Origin of the sequence: Bradyrhizobium sp. SZCCHNRI2009, from assembly GCF_032485115.1 — a bacterium.
Lineage (GTDB): Bacteria > Pseudomonadota > Alphaproteobacteria > Rhizobiales > Xanthobacteraceae > Bradyrhizobium.
On the sequence record NZ_JAUEUH010000009.1, the window covers coordinates 34,828 to 51,106 of the forward strand.

Consider the following 16,279-nt stretch of genomic DNA (forward strand, 5'->3'; position numbering starts at 1 on the left):
GCCGAAAGATTACCGGAACATGAAAGCTTGAGTGGTAATTAGTTCCGCTGCAACCAGCGGGAGGGGTGAGAAGCCCGGGCCGACAGGTATCCGTGGCAATTCGATACCGTTGAGATGAATCCGAAGCGATTCGGCGTTCGGCAGGCGGGCAGCGTCCTCGGCCATCAGGTCAACCACAAGCCCAAGTTTCGCCTCCGACACATGGTCGCAGGCGCGGATTCCAAGGCCGCGGATCTCGATCAGCCCGGCCAGAGCGGGCGCGGGGCTCACCCACATTTCCCCGCCGCGTGTGGCGAGATGAACACGGTCGTCGCCCACCAGAACCGTTGGCGGCAGCTGTCCCGCGCGTCCGGCGAGGATCAGATCGAAGGCGAGTCGGGATTTACCGGAACCGGAGGGGCCCCGGATCAGGACGGCCTGCTCCCCCACCTGGACGGCAGACGCATGGATGCTCGCCGTTTCGTTCGTCACGACGCCGGCAGCCGGACGACGAAGCGAGCCCCGGCCGAGGTCGGATGTCCGTCGGCGTCAACAGGGCCGGGCCGGTTCTCGGCCCAGATCCGCCCGCCATGGGCGTCGATGATCTGCTTGGAGATCGACAGGCCGAGCCCGGAATTCTGGCCAAAGCCCTGGTGCGGCCGGTCGGTATAGAACCGCTCGAAGATGCGCTGCAGGGCGTCCTCGCGAATGCCGGGACCGTCATCATCGACGGTGATCTCGATCTCCGAGCGCACGCGCCGGCAGGTGATGCGCACCTTGCCGCCGGCCGCGGAGAACGATTGCGCGTTCGAGAGAAGGTTGGAGATCACCTGGCCGAGCCGCGAATCATGACCGGGCACCGAGAAGGTGTCGTTGGCGCCGCGGCCCTCGAAGCGGACCTCGACGGTGACGTCGGTTCCGAGCTTGGTCTCGTTGGCGACCGAGGTCAGCGTGTTCAGCAGCCGGCGCAGATCGACCAGGGTCATGTCCTGGCGCTGCAGCTCGGCATCGAGCCGGCTGGCGTCGGAAATGTCGGAGATCAGCCGGTCGAGCCGCTTCACGTCGTGCTCGATCACGGCGAGCAGGCGGGCGCGGCTGTTGTCGTTGCGCGCCAGCGGCAGCGTCTCGACCGCCGAGCGCAGCGAGGTCAGCGGGTTCTTGAGCTCGTGGGCAACATCGGCGGCGAACATCTCGATCGCCTCGATGCGGTTGTAGAGCGCGTCCGTCATGTCGCGCAGCGCCCCGGAGAGATGGCCGATCTCGTCGCGGCGGCGGGTGAAGTCGGGGATCTCGACGCGGGTCTTGATGCGGCGGCGGACCCGCTCGGCACTGTCGGCGAGCCGGCGCACCGGACCGGCGATGGTGCTGGCGAGCAGCAGCGACAGCACGATCATGACGGCGGAGGCGACGCCGCCGACCTTCAGAATGGCAAGACGCTCGGCGGTGACCATCTGGTCGATGTCGTCGCCCTGTGTCGACAGCATCAGGGCGCCGTGGATGGTGCGCGAGCGCTGCACCGACACCGCGACCGAAACGATCACTTCGCCGCGCGAATTGACCCTCACCATGCTGCGCTTCTGGCCCTTCAGCGCGTCCGCGACTTCCTCGTAGCCGTTGCCGTTCTCGGGGCCATATTCGCGGTACAGCGGCAGGTCGCCGCGATTGAGCCAGGTGCGGACCGAGATCAGCGCACGCTCGACGAAGCCGGGCTTCTCGCTCGACGGCGGCGGCAGGTCGAAGCGCAGCACGTTCTCCAGGTTGCGGCTGTCGAGCAGGAGCCCGCCATTCGGATCATAGATGCGCGCGCGCGTCTTGGTCGGCGAGATCAGCGTGCGCAGCACCGGCGCGACGCGTTCCGGATTGATCGGGAAGTCGAGCGGCGAATATTCGTCCGGCGCGCCGTAGCTCTCGCCGGGCTTGAGATCGAGCAGGCGCTCGGGATCGATGGTGATGGTGTTGGTCTGCACCGTGGCCGAGGCGGCGATGGCGCCGGCGATGATCTCGGCCTGCACCAGGAGGCTCTGCGCGCGCGCGTCGATCAGGCCGGCGCGGAACTGCGACAGGTACAGGATGCTTGCAACCAGTGCGAGCAGGCCGGCGATGTTCAGCGAGACGATGCGGCGGGTGAGGCTCGAGAACGACAGCGCGAACAGGAACTGTCCGGCGCGGCGCAGCCAGCTCAGCGGACGCTGCCAGCCGGAGACCTGCGGGGTCTCCTCCGCCGCCTCGGACGCGATCGCGGCGGCGGCGTCGTGGGCATTCACGGCTGGGTCAAGCTGCGTGCGATCGAGCAATGTGAGTGCTCCGATTCCGAATTTCGTAGGGGTTGTGCGGCGAATTCCCGCGAGAACTCGACTTGCCGCACCCGAATTCGCCGCAACAATGGCCCCGTTCCGGCATCTGCGCTCGGACAAACGCGCAGGAGGCGTAGCCTATCCAATCGAGACCGCGACGTCAGCGCGCAATTTCGCATGACGTCGCGCAAGGCAATGCTTCAGGTCCCTTGCCGCAGGGCTTCAGGTTTCCTTGAAGCGATATCCGACGCCGTAGAGGGTCTCGATCATCTCGAACTCCTCGTCGACCATCTTGAACTTCTTGCGCAGCCGCTTGATGTGGCTGTCGATGGTGCGGTCGTCGACATAGACTTGGTCGTCATAGGCCGCGTCCATCAGCGCATTGCGGCTCTTGACCACGCCCGGACGTTGCGCCAGCGCCTGCAGGATCAGGAACTCGGTGACGGTCAGCGTGACCGGCTCGTTCTTCCAGGTGCAGGTGTGACGCTCCGGATCCATGCGCAGCAGGCCGCGATCGAGCGCCTTGGCGTCGTTCTCCTTCGGCAGAGCCGTCGGATCCTTCGGCTGCGAGCGGCGCAGCACGGCCTTGACGCGCTCCACCAGCAGGCGCTGCGAGAACGGTTTGCGGATGAAGTCGTCCGCGCCCATCTTCAGGCCGAACAGCTCGTCGATCTCCTCGTCCTTGGAGGTGAGGAAGATCACCGGCAGGTCGGACTTCTGGCGAAGCCGCCGCAACGTCTCCATGCCGTCCATGCGCGGCATCTTGATGTCGAGGATGGCGAGGTCAGGCTGGCTGGTCCGAAAACCGTCGAGCGCCGACGCACCATCGGTATAGGTCATGATCCGATAACCCTCGGCCTCGAGCGCGATGGAGACGGATGTCAGAATGTTGCGGTCGTCATCGACCAAGGCGATTGTGGGCATGAGCCTGCTTTCAGAGTCTGGTTACGCCGAGACTTCGAGAATCAAGATAAGGGCCGCATATTTGGGCTTCGAACATGGTCAACGAGCAATGCAAGCTGGGCTGAAGTGTGACCGAGTTCCACAAATACCATGGCAAAGTCTTGTGCCGCGCCCAGGTTTGTGGCCCGTTTAGCCGAAAAAAGGCCTTCATTGCAACTGGATGGACGAGGGAAAAGACGATGTCTGCGAGCTTTAACCCTAACCGCGTGACGCAATCCCTGCTGCGCCGAAGCCGGCAGGGCGCACTTGCGACCTTGATGGTTGGTACGGGCGATCCCTACTGCTCCCTCGTCAACGTCGCCACCGCGTCCGATGGTGCTCCGATCATCCTGATCTCGCGATTAGCTGTACACACCAGGAATGTACTTGCCGATTCGCGCGTATCGCTGATGCTCGATGAACGGGCGCCGGGCGATCCGCTGGAGGGAACTCGCATCATGCTGTCGGGCAAGGCCGAGCAGGCCACCGACGACAATCGCGAGATGATGCGCCGTCGGTATCTCAATGCGCATCCGTCCGCTGCGGACTATGCGGATTTCGCCGACTTCTCGTTCTTCGTGATTCGTCCGTCAGGCGCGCATCTCGTCGCCGGATTCGGCCGCATCGTCGATCTCAAGCCCGAGCAGTTTCACACGGATATCTCCGATGCTGATGAACTGATTCTGGCAGAGCAGGGCGCTGTCGATCACATGAACGAAGATCACCGCGAGGCGCTCGCCCTCTACGCGACGAAGCTGCTCGGCGCCGAAGCCGCGGAGTGGCGGTGTAGCGGCTGTGACCCGGAAGGATTGGATCTGATGGCCGACGGCAAGACGCTACGGCTCGGGTTTCCCGAGCGCGTAACCACGCCCGGGGCGTTGCGCAAGATGCTTGTGCGGCTTGCTGACGAGGCACGCGCGAAGTGAGGTGTAGTTCGAGCCCGCTTTGATGGCTGTGTTCATCCTCTCGTGACGAAAGACGACAAAGTTCACGCATGAACGCAGTTGCGGTGAAGCTCGATGTGCACGCTCCCCGTCCAGCAGAAGGTGAGCGCCGCGCAAACCCATGGCGTGGGCGCGAGTGAGCTCATTGACGTCGCGGCCGGGAGAATCGGATTAAGTGATCCCGCAAGCGCGAGGCAATCGTGAATGGAAGCTGGCTGATCGGGTGGGCGACGACACGGCTGATCACCGACGCATTCCGTCGGCTCGGGCGGCGTCCCTTGATCGGTTGCAGCGATGCGCTGCGACGGGCGTTGGCCGGATGCTCGGTCTTCGTTTTGGTCTTCGCTTGCCGGCGCGAATTCGTCGATTTGAGCGTCGTTCGTCGTTCTCGTGAAACCCAAACGCGCTGATATATCTGTTGCGTTGCAGCAACTCCGCGGGGCGCAGGCGGCTGCTGCTGGAATGTGCATGGCGCGGCAAAACATGAGCTACGTACATCACGGTTTGCCAATAACCAATTGGGCCGGATCGTCTTGGCAAGACCAGCGTTGATCAGTATTAGGTCGGCGACCGCGCTTCGATAAGGCGATGTAACGGCAACGGTCACCGCGCAACGCGCGCGACTGCGCGCAACAGATGCGGGCTCTCAGGAGGGATCTTCGTGCAAGAGACGGGTATTCGCAACGGCGCCTTCGGTGCCGACAAGTTCGGCTTAAAGAACCTCAAGCAGGTGCACTGGAATCTCGGCGCTCCCCAGCTCTATCAGTATTCGCTGGCGGCAGGCGAGGCGGTGCTGTCGGCCGACGGGGCGCTGTGCGCGGATACTGGCGAGTTCACCGGCCGCAGCCCGAAGGACAAGTTCACGGTGCGCGACGCCTCCACCGAAAAGATGTGGTGGGCGGGCAACCAGGCGATCACGCCCGCGCAGTTCGAGGCGCTGCATCAGGACTTCATCAAGCACGCCGAAGGCAAGACCCTGTTTGCGCAGGATCTCTATGGCGGCGCCGATCCGAGCTTCCGCATCAAGACGCGCGTCTTCACCGAACTCGCCTGGCATTCGCTGTTCATCCGCACGCTTCTGATCCGCCCCGAGAAGATCGAGCTCGACACCTTCGTGCCGGAGCTCACGATCATCGACATGCCGAGCTTCCGTGCCGACCCGAAACGCCACGGCGTGCGCTCGCAGAACGTCGTCGCGATCGATTTCGCCCGCAAGATCGTCCTGATCGGCGGGTCCTATTATGCCGGCGAGATGAAGAAGAGCGTGTTCACCACGCTCAACTACTACCTGCCCGAACGCGGCGTGATGCCGATGCACTGCTCGGCCAATGTCGGTTCGAACGGCGACACCGCTGTCTTCTTCGGCCTGTCCGGCACCGGCAAGACGACGCTGTCGGCCGATCCGAACCGCACCTTGATCGGCGACGACGAGCATGGTTGGGGACCGTCCGGCGTGTTCAACTTCGAGGGCGGCTGCTACGCCAAGTGCATCAAGCTGTCGCAGGAAGCCGAGCCGCAGATCTATGCGGCGTCGACCCGGTTTGGTGCGGTGCTCGAGAACGTCGTGCTCGATGAGGATACGCGCGTTCCCGATTTCGACGACGGCTCCAAGACGGAGAACACCCGCTCGGCCTATCCGCTCGACTACATCCCGAACGCCTCGCGCACCGGCCGCGCGCCGCATCCGAAGAACGTCGTGATGCTCGCCGCCGACGCCTTCGGCGTGCTGCCGCCGATCGCAAAGCTCTCGCCGGCGCAGGCGATGTACCATTTCCTGTCCGGCTACACCGCCAAGGTCGCGGGCACCGAGCGCGGCTTGGGCTCCGAGCCGCAGCCGGAATTCTCGACCTGCTTCGGCTCGCCGTTCCTGCCGCTCGATCCGTCCGTCTACGGCAACATGCTGCGGCAGCTGATCGCCGAGCACAATGTCGACTGCTGGCTGGTCAACACCGGCTGGACCGGCGGCAAGTATGGCACGGGCTCGCGCATGCCGATCAAGGTGACGCGCGCGCTGCTGACGGCGGCGCTCGACGGCAGCTTGCGCAACGTCGAGTTCCGCACCGACAAATATTTCGGCTTCGCGGTGCCGACCGCGCTGCCGGGCGTGCCGACCGAGATCCTCGACCCGGTCAACACCTGGAAGGACAAGGCCGAGTTCGACAAGACTGCGCGCGCGCTGGTCGGCATGTTCCAGAAGAATTTTGCCAAGTTCGAAGCCCAGGTCGATGCCGAGGTCCGTAACGCCGCGCCGGATCTGAAGCTGGCGGCGGAGTAGGGCTGCAAACGTCAAGGGGGCGGTCGCATTGCGGCTGACCCCACATTTTCCCGCTCCGCCCCGTTCAATGCACGAGAGGCGCGAGCTCAAGCCATACCCACAGCTGTCGTCCCGGCGAACGCCGGGACCCATAACCACAGGACGGCGTGGTTGAGGCGTGTTGGTCGCTCCAGCCTTCCAAAACTGGCGACGGTGGCTATGGGTCCCGGCTCAAGGCCGGGACGACGCCGTTTTCTTGGCTTGCGTCCCGGCTTTCACGCCTTGAAATACGCGATCTGCGTCGTCGTCGCGAGCAGCCGGCCGGACGGCGACCATAGCTCGCCATGCTGGTCCTGATAGCTGCGGTTGAAAATCTTGGCGTCGGCGGTCGCGAGCACGTGCGTGATGTCCTCGGCCGCGAGCTCGTCCCGGCTGACGTGGAAATAGGTCGTCAGCGACACCGTGCCGAACGGCACCAGCTCGCCGCGGGCGTGGAAGACGCGGCCGAAGAAGGCGTCCGACATCGACAGCACCGATAGGCAGTCGAGCTTGCGCGGCTTGCGGTCGGAGATCCACAGCCGGGAATAGCTGCTGTGCGGCTCCCCCGACGACGATGCACCAAACGCTGGACGGCCCTCGATGAAGCGGAAATCGTACTGCTTGGTCCAGGACATGTTCGTGTCGGGATGTCGCTTGACCTGATCGAACGGCGGCGCCTCGGGCTTTGTGGCCGGCTGATGCGACCAGGACGGCCGGCGCTCGGCGAACACGGCGGTGGCGAGCGTCGCCGCGTCAGAGTCGCCCTGGCTCAGCTCGACGCACCAATGCTGCGAGGAGCGGTTGGCCTTCACCAGCCGCACGTCGAGATCGAACGGCCCTTCCGCGATCGGCGCGCAATAGTTCACCGTCATCGCCAGCGGATCGCCCTGAATTTGCGGATGCTGGATCAACGCGCGCAGCACGGTCGCCGCCGTGACGCCGCCAAACGGGCCGACGAACGCCCAGTAATCCGGGCTGGTCCTTCCCTGCCAGCGGCTGTCGCCGGCGGTGACGCCGGTGGCCTCGTCGAACAGGTGGCTCGTGCTTTCAGGAGGCATGGTTCGTCTGCACCTCGACTGGCGTGCCGTCCCACCGCCGAAATTCAATCGTTTCGGTCGGTTCGCCGTATTGCTGATAGCTTGCAAGATCATCGGATGGATCATCCGAGATCCAGGCGTCTGTGATGTTGCCGCCGATACGCCGGACCGTGATGACGCTGATATTCGTCATGAGGTCGGTCACCAGGCGCTCGGTGGCTTCGGCCTCACTCAATCCGGACAGGTCCGCCAGGATGCTGCCGTGGGTATGCCAGGGGTAGCCATCGAACCCCATGGTCAGATCGCCGTCGGGGCAGATGACCAGAAACTTCAGCTGGCCGTCGGGGCTGACATATTCGCGCTCTTGCATCTACAGTGACTACTCTCGATCTCTGCCGTCATTGCGAGGAGCCCTTGCGACGAAGCAATCCAGTGTTCTTGTTCGGCCCTGGATTGCTTCGCTTCGCTCGCAATGACGACGGGTAGGTCTCACCGCTCACGCCCGCTGCGCTTGCACCGGCGCCATCGCCAGCCCGACCGGCACGTTCCAGATGTCGTCGGCATATTCGCGGATGGTGCGGTCGGAGGAGAACCAGGCCATGCGCGCGACGTTGAGGATCGAGGCGCGGGTCCAGGCCGGCACGGTCTGCCAGCGCGCATCGATGCCGCGCTGGGCCTCGTAGTAGGAATCGAAATCGGCCGAAACCATGTAGTGGTCGAGATGGCGCAGCGCATGGGCGATCGGCTCGAACCGGCCGGGTTCGTCCGGCGAGAACGCGCCGGACGCGATCGCATCGATCGCGCGCGCCAGCCGCGGTGACCGGTGGATCACGTCGGACGCGTCCAGTCCCTGCTTGCGGCGGAGCATGACCTCGTCGGCCTCCATGCCGAAGATCGCGATGTTGTCGGCGCCGACATTGTCGCGGATCTCGATATTGGCGCCGTCCAGCGTGCCGATGGTAAGGGCGCCGTTCAGCGCCAGCTTCATGTTGCCGGTGCCGGACGCCTCCATGCCGGCGGTCGAGATCTGCTCGGACAGGTCGGCTGCGGGAATGATCGTTTCCGCCAGGCTGACATTGTAGTCGGCCATGAACACGACCTTCAGCTTGCCGCCGATCGCGGGATCGTTATTGACGACCTCCGCGACGTCGTTGATCAGCTTGATGATCAGCTTGGCATAGCGGTAGCTCGCCGCCGCCTTGCCGGCGAAGATCTTCACCCGCGGCACCCAGTTAGCTTGCGGGTCGTCCTTGATGTCCAGATACAGCGCGACCGCTTCGAGGATGTTCAGGAGCTGGCGCTTGTATTCGTGAATGCGCTTGATCTGCACGTCGAACAGCGCGCCCGGGTCGAGGCGCACGTTCATGCGCTCGCCGATCAGACGCGCCAGCTGCACCTTGTTGTGGTGCTTCACGGCGCGGAACTTCTGGTGGAAGCCGGCGTCGGCGACGTAGCTCTCGAGACTCGAGAGCAAGGTCGGATCGTCGACGACGGCGTCGCCGCAGGCCTCGCGCAAGAGGTTCGTCAGCTTGGGATTGGCGAGGGTCAGCCAGCGGCGGAAAGTGATGCCGTTGGTCTTGTTGGTGATGCGGCCGGGATAGAGATGGTTGAGATCGTGGAACACGGTCTCCTTCATCAGGTCGGAATGCATCGCCGAGACGCCGTTGATGCGGTGCGAGCCGACGAAGGCGAGCTGGCCCATGCGCACGCGGCGGCCGCTCTTCTCGTCAATCAGTGACACCGAGGCGCGGTAGTCGATGTCACCCGGTGCGCGCTGCTCGGCGAGCGCGAGATGCTGCGCATTGATGCGATAGATGATCTCGAGATGGCGCGGCAGCAGCCGCTCGAACAGCTCGACCGGCCAGGTCTCGAGCGCTTCGGGCAGCAGCGTGTGGTTGGTATAGGACAAGGTCGCGATGGTGATCTTCCACGCCTCGTCCCAGCGGAAATTGTGCAGGTCGACCAGGATCCGCATCAGCTCGGCCACGGCGAGCGAGGGGTGCGTGTCGTTGAGCTGCACCGCGGCCTTCTGCGCCAGGCTGCGCAACTGGCCGTCGGAGCCGAGATGGCGCTTGACGAGATCTTGCAGCGAAGCCGAGACGAAGAAATATTCCTGGCGCAGCCGCAGCTCGCGTCCCGCCGGGCTCTCGTCGTTCGGATACAGGAATTTGCAGATCGCCTCGGCGCGCGCTTCTTCTGCCGAGGCGCCGAGATAGTCGCCGGAGTTGAACACGTCGAGCTTCAGCGGATCGGGCGAGCGCGCCGACCATAGCCTGAGCGCATTCACGTGCTGGCCGCGCCAGCCGACGATCGGCGTGTCATAGGCCACCGCCTGCACGGTCTCGCCTGGATGCCAGATCGCGCGAGCCCGGCCCTTGTCGTCGATGTGCTCGACGCCGCCGCCGAAATGAACGTGATAGACCACCTCGGGGCGCTGGAACTCCCAGGGATTGCCGAACGACAGCCAGACGTCGGGATATTCGTGCTGCCAGCCGTCGACGATGACCTGGCGGAACAGGCCGAAATCATAGCGGATGCCGTAGCCGATCGCAGGGATCTGCAAGGTCGACATGCTCTCCATGAAGCACGCCGCGAGCCGTCCGAGGCCGCCATTGCCGAGCGCGGCATCGGGCTCGCATTTGCGCAGGTCCATCAGGCCGACGCCCAGATCGCCGAGCGCGGTCTCGAACACCTTCATCAGGCCCATGTTGTTGAGCGCGTCGGTGAACAGACGGCCGATCAGGAATTCGAGGCTGAGATAATAGACCCGCTTGCGCCCGGCGTCGTAGCTCTCCTTGTCCGCGGTCAGCCAGCGATGCACGATGCGGTCGCGCAAGGTCAGCGCCGCGGCGTGGTACCAGTCCTGCTGCGTCGCCTGGCTCGCCTCCTTGCCGATGGCGAGGCGAAGCTTGGCCAGGATGTCGCTCTTGATCTCCGCGACCGCCAATTCGTCGACGGGCTGGCCGGTGCTTACGAAGCTGCGCTGGGACGGCTGATCTGTCACCTTGGAAACCTGTGATGCTACGAGGAACCGGTAAAAGCATACGATGGTTGCGCGCGGTCCGAAACCCGGGGAAAGGCTGGTCCGCACAGCAAGGTGATGGAAAATGATGCAAAAACGGGGCCGGAGTTCCGGGGGCGGAACGCGCTAGGATGGTGCAGGTGCGTCGTGGAGTTGAGGGCTCTCCCCATCGTCATCCCGGCGAAAGCCGGGATCCAGACTCACCTTGTGAGGCGAGCGACGAACATCTGCTCGATCCGACGGCGCCAATCCGGCTCGTATTCCGCGTTCATGCCTTCGGCCCGCAGCACGGCCGCGGCGAACGCCTGCGGAGAGGGCGGTTGGCCGTCCAGCATCAGGTCGTCCGCGGTGAGGCGGCTGCAAAAGCCCCAGTCCACGCATAGGCCGCGCAGCAGCCAGTCGAGACGCTTGCGCAGGGCTGCATCGGTTTCGGTGTTGGAATTCTCCATGAGAGCGGCGCGCCTCCTTTGAGAAGGGATGGACAATCGGCTAGGAACAAATTAAGAACAACTTAGCAAGCGATCGTTTATCCTGACAGCGATTCGATCCGCCAGCCCCCCGGCATCAGTGCATCCCGCGAGGACACCCATGTCCAATATCGCCTTCGATCCCCTGGCCCTGACCCGCATTGCCGACTTCGCGCGCAGCCTGACGCGGCTGCACAAGGCCGCGCGGCGGCGGGCCATCGACGACGACCAGATCGACCGCGCCTTCAACGCCGTCTGCATGTCGGTCTGGGGCTACACCACCGACGACATTTCCGACGATCTGTTCTCGGCCACCGACCACACCTTCCTCGATGGCCTCGACGAGGCGCGGGCGCGCATCTTCGCCGCCGAGCAGGGCTACGACCTGGTCGACGACGAGGGCATGCTGACCGATTGGTGGGGCTTCTGCTGGATGATCCTGGCCGAGAAACGCGGCCTGCTGACGCCGGACAACCGCGCCGCCGCGCGGGCGGCGATCGAGGAGAAATATCTGGAAGCGCCGAACGTCATCGGCGTGATCGTCGCGCGCTAGGTCAGCATTCCGTCATTGCGAGCGCAGCGAAGCAATCCAGGGTGGTGTGCGGGACTCTGGATTGCTTCGCTGCGCTCGCAATGACGAGTCCGGGCTCAATCCACATCCGCGCGCTTGGCGCGGCCGGTGGCCGGCTTCGGCGCGATCGTCAGCGGCGGCGCGACGCTGACATTGCTGGCGCTGGCCTCCGGCGGCGGCATCGCGGCGAGCGCATCGGCCGCCAGCATCTCGGCGCGCACCGGTGCGACCTTCATCTCGCTCAGCTTGGCCCGCATGTCCGAGTTCAGCCCGGGATAGGAGGCGACCGGCTTGAAGTCGGCCGGCTGGCTGCCGCCGCCGCGCGGGCCGGAATAGGCGACGAGCCCGTCGCTGGTCGCGACCACGTCGCCGGGCCGCAGCGAGGTGTCGAGCGACAGATCGACCGGCGCCAGCCCGGCCGGATCGCGGCCGTTGCAGGTGCAGTCGGCGCGCAGCGCCTGGCGATAGGCGAACGCGTTCTCGCTGTCGGCATAGCGCTCGCCGTTCGCCGCCGTGGCGTAGTCGATGTTGGAGCCGAAATAGATCTTGGTCGGGCTGGCCGGGCAGAACGCCTGGCACATCTGCGCCGGCGAGGCGAGGCCGCGGGTCAGCGGAAAATAGCGGCCGTCGCAGACGCGCACGCAGAACGCCGCGCCGGATCCGCCGCTCGCGGCGCGCGGCTGGGCGGGGGCCTGCGGGTTGGTGCCGAACGGATCGGCGAAGAAGCTGCCTTGCGCCGCCGGCCGCTGCGATTGCGGCTTGGTGAAGCCGCCGAACAGGAAGTCGAACAGGCCCTGGGCCGACGCCATTCGCGGCGCCAGCGCGCCAGCCGCGACGAGGCCGACCGTCGCCGCGACAGCGACGTGGCGGGACCTCCGCCGAAACGACAACACGCTACGCAACGCCCGCTCCATCGCCAGGATCTTCACCGCAAAGCCACGCCGTGACGCGGCAACCCGCGTCGCTCGATCATGTGCGATCGAACGTGCCTTGCCCAAGGCATGGCGCCATCAGCTTTGCGGTAACCTTAACGGGCGTTGGTAAATGAGCGGTATGCGCGGGCGGCGAATTGCGCCGCGCGCCAGGCGCCTCAGAGGAATTCGTGCGCCTTGTAGAGCGCCCGGAACGGCAGGCCGGCCTGGGCGAAGGTCTCGGCGGCGCCTTCCTCGCGGTCGACCATGGTGAACACCAGCGCCACCTCGGCGCCGGCCTCGCGCAGGGTTTCCACCGCCTTCATCGCCGAGCCGCCGGTGGTGGTGACGTCCTCGACCACGACGATGCGTTTTCCCGCCAGGGTCTCGTCGCGGGTCAGGCCTTCGATCGCGAGCCTGGCGCCGTGCTCCTTCGGCTTCTTGCGGACGAAGAAGGCCGCGATCGGATGGCCCTTGATCCAGGAGATCTGGGCGATCGCGCCGGCGAGCGGCACCGCGCCCATCTCCAGGCCGCCGATATAATCGAAGCCCTCGTCCTTCAGCGCCTCATAGGTGAGCTCGGCGAGCAAGGTGGCGCCCTCCGGGTCCATCATGGTCGGCTTCAGGTTGAAATAGAAATCGCTCTTGCGGCCGGAGGCCAGCGTGACCTCGCCACGGCCGAACGAGCGCCTGCGGATGATCTCGAGGAGGCGGGCGCGGGAGGCGGATTTGGACACGGCGTTTCCCCTGAGGGTGGATTCTTGGGTGGCGCAATCTATCGGGGGCGGGCGGCGGAGACCAGCCGCCACGATGTCCCATCAACAACGGTACGTTTGAAGCCGGATGCAGTTTCGAGCTAATGGAGCCCGCGACCAAGCAAGGACGGTTGGGAAGGATGCCCCGCATGACGATCGAGCTGTACACCTGGAACACCCCAAACGGGCGCAAAATCTCGGTCGCGCTGGAGGAGATGGGGCTGCCCTACCGCGTCGTTCCGGTCGACATCACCAAGGGCGCCCAGATGGCGCCGGAATTCCTGGCGATCAGCCCCAACAACAAGATCCCGGCGATCGTCGATCCCGACGGCCCCGACGGCAAGCCGGTCAGCGTGTTCGAATCCGGCGCCATCCTGCTCTACCTGGCTGAGAAGACCGGCCAGTTCCTGCCGAAATCCCTCGCCGAGCGGATCCCGGTCTATGAATGGCTGATGTGGCAGATGGGCGGTTTCGGCCCGATGCCCGGCCAGGTGCACCATTTCATCGCGCTGACCAACGAACAGGACCGTGCCTACGGGCTCAAGCGCTACATGGCCGAGACGGTCCGGCTCTATGGCGTGCTCGACCGCCGGCTGGCGCAGCACGAGTTCGTCGCAGGCGCTCTCTCGATCGCCGACTTCGCCATCGTCGGCTGGGCCTGGCGCCACCCGCGCCACAAGGTGGATCTCGCCGACTTCCCGAACGTCAAGCGCTGGTACGATACCCTGATGGCCCGCCCCGCCGTGAAGCGCGGCATGGAAGCGAAGCTGGACTGAGAAGCTCATCGGCCGTTCCTTGCCGACGATGACTTCCGAGATCTTTCGGCACGCGCGGTGCCCCCTCTCCCGCTCTCGTCCGCCTTTGCCGAGAGGCTTCGGCGGACAAGGCGGGGGAGCCGATGGAAATCACCCCCGCCGCGCCTCCAGCGCCATGCGCACCGCAAGTCCCGCGAGCACCGTGCCCATCAGATAGCGCTGCACGAGCGCCCAGCTCGGCCGTGTCGCCAGGAACAGGGCAATCGATCCTGCCGCCATGGCGATCATGGCGTTGACGCTGACGCTGATCACGATCTGGATCGCGCCGAGCACCACCGACTGCGTCAGTACGCTGCCGACAGCGGGATCGATGAACTGCGGCAGCAGCGCCAGATACAGCATCGCGATCTTCGGGTTCAGCAGATTGGTGGCGAGCCCCATCAGGAACAGCCTGCGTGGGCTGTCGATGGCGAGCGTCCTCACCTGGAAGGGCGAGCGTCCACCCGGCTTCACCGCCTGCCACGCCAGATAGAGCAGGTAGGCAGCGCCGGCGAGGCGCAGCGCGTCATAGGCGAACGGCACGGCAAACAGCAGCGCCGTGATGCCGAACGCCGCGGCCAGCATGTAGACCAGAAAGCCGACGGCAACGCCGCCGAGCGAGACCAGGCCCGCGACGTGACCCTGCGTGATCGCGCGCGAGATCAGATAGATCATGTTCGGCCCTGGTGTCAGCACCATGCCGAGCGAGACGAGGGCGAAGGCGAGCAAGGATGATGTGTGCGGCATCACTGGTTCGATGATCGGGATCTCTGCCGCTGCTTTAGCGCGGACGATCACGCATCGTCATCCGGTCAATTGCACCGAGAGCAATCAGCCCGCCGCCGGCGGCGCGACGTCCAGCGCAGGCAGCGGTCTGCCGGAGCGGTCGAACACACCGGCGATGCTCAACGCCAGCAGGACCAGCAGAATGGCCGCCGCGAACGGCACGGAGTGCCCGATCATGGCGAGCAGGCAGGCTCCCAGCGCGATCACGAGGCCGATCTCCAGCGGCGCGATCGGCTCGCCGGCGTCGCTCCGCGCCTTCCAGTGGAGCGCGATCCCCGCCGCCACCATCGGCATGTCGTAGATCATCGCATAGGGCGTGGCGATGATGCTGCCGACCGCGACCAGCGCGATCGCCTGCTGCGTTGAGCCGCGTCGCCAGGCATCCCAGACCATCACGACGACGGAGCAGGACAACAGGAGCTGAACCAGGTAGCCGATCGGCGGCGGCGCGCCGAGCGCGTGCAAGCCAGCGATGACCGTCGGCATCATGTGATCGAGGCTGACCTGGTTGGCCTGCAATTGCGCCTGATAGCTCGGAAACTTCACGATCCATTCGAGCCAGATCCACGGATCGAGCGCAGCGCTGGTGACGACCGCGACGATCACGGTCGTGGCGATGGCCGAGAGGATGGCGCGCCAGTTGCGTGACGCCAGCAGCACGACCGGCATCAGCAGCACGAATTGTGGCTTGTAGGCGAGCAGGCCGAGCAGCGTGCCGGCAACGATCGGGTGGCGCGCGAGCAGGCGCAATCCGCCGATCAGCAAGGCCGCCGAGAGAAATCCGTTCTGGCCGGTAATCGCGTTGATGAGCGTCGTCGGCGCGGCGAGCAGCGCAAGGCCCGACAGTGTGCGCCAGTCGCGGCCGAGCGTCGCCAGGCCATACAGCGCGAACGTCAGCGAGATCCAACAGACATAGGCGACAGGCAGCGCCAGCATCCCCAGCGGGATCAAGGCCAGCAGGAAGGTCGGCGGGTAAGGATAGGGAAATCCGCCGCCGCCGAGGGCGGGATCCAGCGTCTGCTGGTAGCGCGCGAGCGCGACAGGATCGTAGATGCCGGCGCCGGACAGCGCGGCATATTTGCCGAACGACCACAGGCCGAAGAAGTCACCGAACGCCGGCTGCGGCGACGACAGCGTCCAGCTGACGAGATAGGCGCCGTTGTAGAGCGCCATCGCGACCAGCAGGATCAGCACCGCGCGCCGGTCGCGCGTCTTGGGGTGAGCTGCGGATGAGGTCGCGGTCATGGAGCTCTTCGTTCTGCGCCCTCGGCGCAGTCGTGGCATGGGGATGATCGGAGCTGTCAGCGATCGCTCGCGTGCGGTGCCTCTCCAACCTTGCCAGGGTGCGCTGCACGTCGTGTTACCGTCCGTCCATCCGGCCAGGCGCGATCTCATCGTGCCTAACGGGGGGTAAAATCGCCGCGTTCCGAGTGACCGTGAACAGGGGACGGCGTCATCTCTCCGCATCGGGCAACGCGATCGTC

General features: G+C 65.2%; 15 protein-coding genes. 4 read left to right on the forward strand and 11 right to left on the reverse strand.

Going from position 1 to position 16,279, the window contains the following annotated elements:
* Positions 1-9: 9 nt before the first annotated feature.
* From QX041_RS27735 to QX041_RS27745, 3 genes are all read right to left on the reverse strand, one after another.
* Positions 10-471, reverse strand: a complete 462-nt coding sequence (locus QX041_RS27735; RefSeq protein ID WP_315752232.1) for an HPr kinase/phosphatase C-terminal domain-containing protein — start codon at positions 469-471, stop codon at positions 10-12.
* Positions 468-2,273 (reverse strand): sensor histidine kinase, encoded by a 1,806-nt coding sequence (locus tag QX041_RS27740; RefSeq protein WP_315825852.1) that lies wholly within the window; start codon positions 2,271-2,273, stop codon positions 468-470. Before QX041_RS27740 ends, QX041_RS27735 begins: the two co-directional genes overlap by 4 nt.
* 222 nt (positions 2,274-2,495) lie before the next feature.
* Entirely contained in the window at positions 2,496-3,197 is a 702-nt protein-coding gene (locus QX041_RS27745; protein WP_006611449.1) for a response regulator transcription factor, read from the reverse strand.
* Between the two features lie 218 nt (positions 3,198-3,415).
* On the opposite strand from QX041_RS27745, the gene QX041_RS27750 reads away from it, so the two are divergent.
* Complete coding sequence (locus QX041_RS27750; RefSeq protein ID WP_316167253.1) at positions 3,416-4,141, forward strand: HugZ family protein; 726 nt, start codon at positions 3,416-3,418, stop codon at positions 4,139-4,141.
* 679 nt (positions 4,142-4,820) lie between these two features.
* Positions 4,821-6,434 carry a phosphoenolpyruvate carboxykinase gene (locus QX041_RS27755; RefSeq protein ID WP_316167255.1) on the forward strand — a complete coding sequence of 538 codons (1,614 nt, stop codon included), beginning with the start codon at positions 4,821-4,823 and terminating at the stop codon, positions 6,432-6,434.
* Between the two features lie 254 nt (positions 6,435-6,688).
* On the opposite strand, the gene QX041_RS27760 is transcribed toward QX041_RS27755, so the two are convergent.
* From QX041_RS27760 to QX041_RS27775, 4 genes are all read right to left on the reverse strand, one after another.
* Positions 6,689-7,510 (reverse strand): thioesterase family protein, encoded by an 822-nt coding sequence (locus QX041_RS27760; RefSeq protein WP_316167257.1) that lies wholly within the window; start codon positions 7,508-7,510, stop codon positions 6,689-6,691.
* A complete protein-coding gene (locus QX041_RS27765; protein WP_316167258.1) occupies positions 7,500-7,859 on the reverse strand; it encodes a hypothetical protein in 360 nt (119 codons plus the stop codon). The genes QX041_RS27760 and QX041_RS27765 overlap by 11 nt, the downstream gene beginning before the upstream one ends.
* 126 nt (positions 7,860-7,985) lie before the next feature.
* Positions 7,986-10,493, reverse strand: a complete 2,508-nt coding sequence (locus QX041_RS27770; protein WP_316167260.1) for a glycogen/starch/alpha-glucan phosphorylase — start codon at positions 10,491-10,493, stop codon at positions 7,986-7,988.
* 218 nt (positions 10,494-10,711) lie between these two features.
* Positions 10,712-10,960: a hypothetical protein gene (locus tag QX041_RS27775; RefSeq protein ID WP_316167262.1), complete on the reverse strand. Its 249-nt coding sequence runs from the start codon at positions 10,958-10,960 to the stop codon at positions 10,712-10,714.
* A gap of 139 nt (positions 10,961-11,099) precedes the next feature.
* On the opposite strand from QX041_RS27775, the gene QX041_RS27780 reads away from it, so the two are divergent.
* Positions 11,100-11,531 (forward strand): hypothetical protein, encoded by a 432-nt coding sequence (locus QX041_RS27780; RefSeq protein ID WP_315825855.1) that lies wholly within the window; start codon positions 11,100-11,102, stop codon positions 11,529-11,531.
* Positions 11,532-11,626: 95 nt separating this feature from the next.
* On the opposite strand, the gene QX041_RS27785 is transcribed toward QX041_RS27780, so the two are convergent.
* Together QX041_RS27785 and pyrE are read right to left on the reverse strand one after the other, a co-directional pair.
* Positions 11,627-12,451 carry a DUF2865 domain-containing protein gene (locus tag QX041_RS27785; protein WP_315826184.1) on the reverse strand — a complete coding sequence of 275 codons (825 nt, stop codon included), beginning with the start codon at positions 12,449-12,451 and terminating at the stop codon, positions 11,627-11,629.
* A gap of 188 nt (positions 12,452-12,639) precedes the next feature.
* Positions 12,640-13,197, reverse strand: coding sequence for an orotate phosphoribosyltransferase (gene pyrE, locus QX041_RS27790; protein ID WP_315752224.1), 558 nt, complete (start codon positions 13,195-13,197; stop codon positions 12,640-12,642).
* Positions 13,198-13,364: 167 nt separating this feature from the next.
* Here pyrE and QX041_RS27795 point away from each other — a divergent pair, with 167 nt between their 5' ends.
* Entirely contained in the window at positions 13,365-13,991 is a 627-nt protein-coding gene (locus tag QX041_RS27795; protein WP_315715332.1) for a glutathione S-transferase family protein, read from the forward strand.
* Between the two features lie 129 nt (positions 13,992-14,120).
* Here QX041_RS27795 and QX041_RS27800 read toward each other — a convergent pair whose 3' ends face one another.
* Together QX041_RS27800 and QX041_RS27805 are read right to left on the reverse strand one after the other, a co-directional pair.
* Entirely contained in the window at positions 14,121-14,756 is a 636-nt protein-coding gene (locus QX041_RS27800) for a LysE family translocator (protein ID WP_315715333.1), read from the reverse strand.
* Positions 14,757-14,840: 84 nt separating this feature from the next.
* On the reverse strand, positions 14,841-16,040 hold the full coding sequence (locus QX041_RS27805; protein ID WP_315825856.1) for a glycosyltransferase family 87 protein: 1,200 nt from the start codon (positions 16,038-16,040) through the stop codon (positions 14,841-14,843).
* Positions 16,041-16,279: the final 239 nt, after the last annotated feature.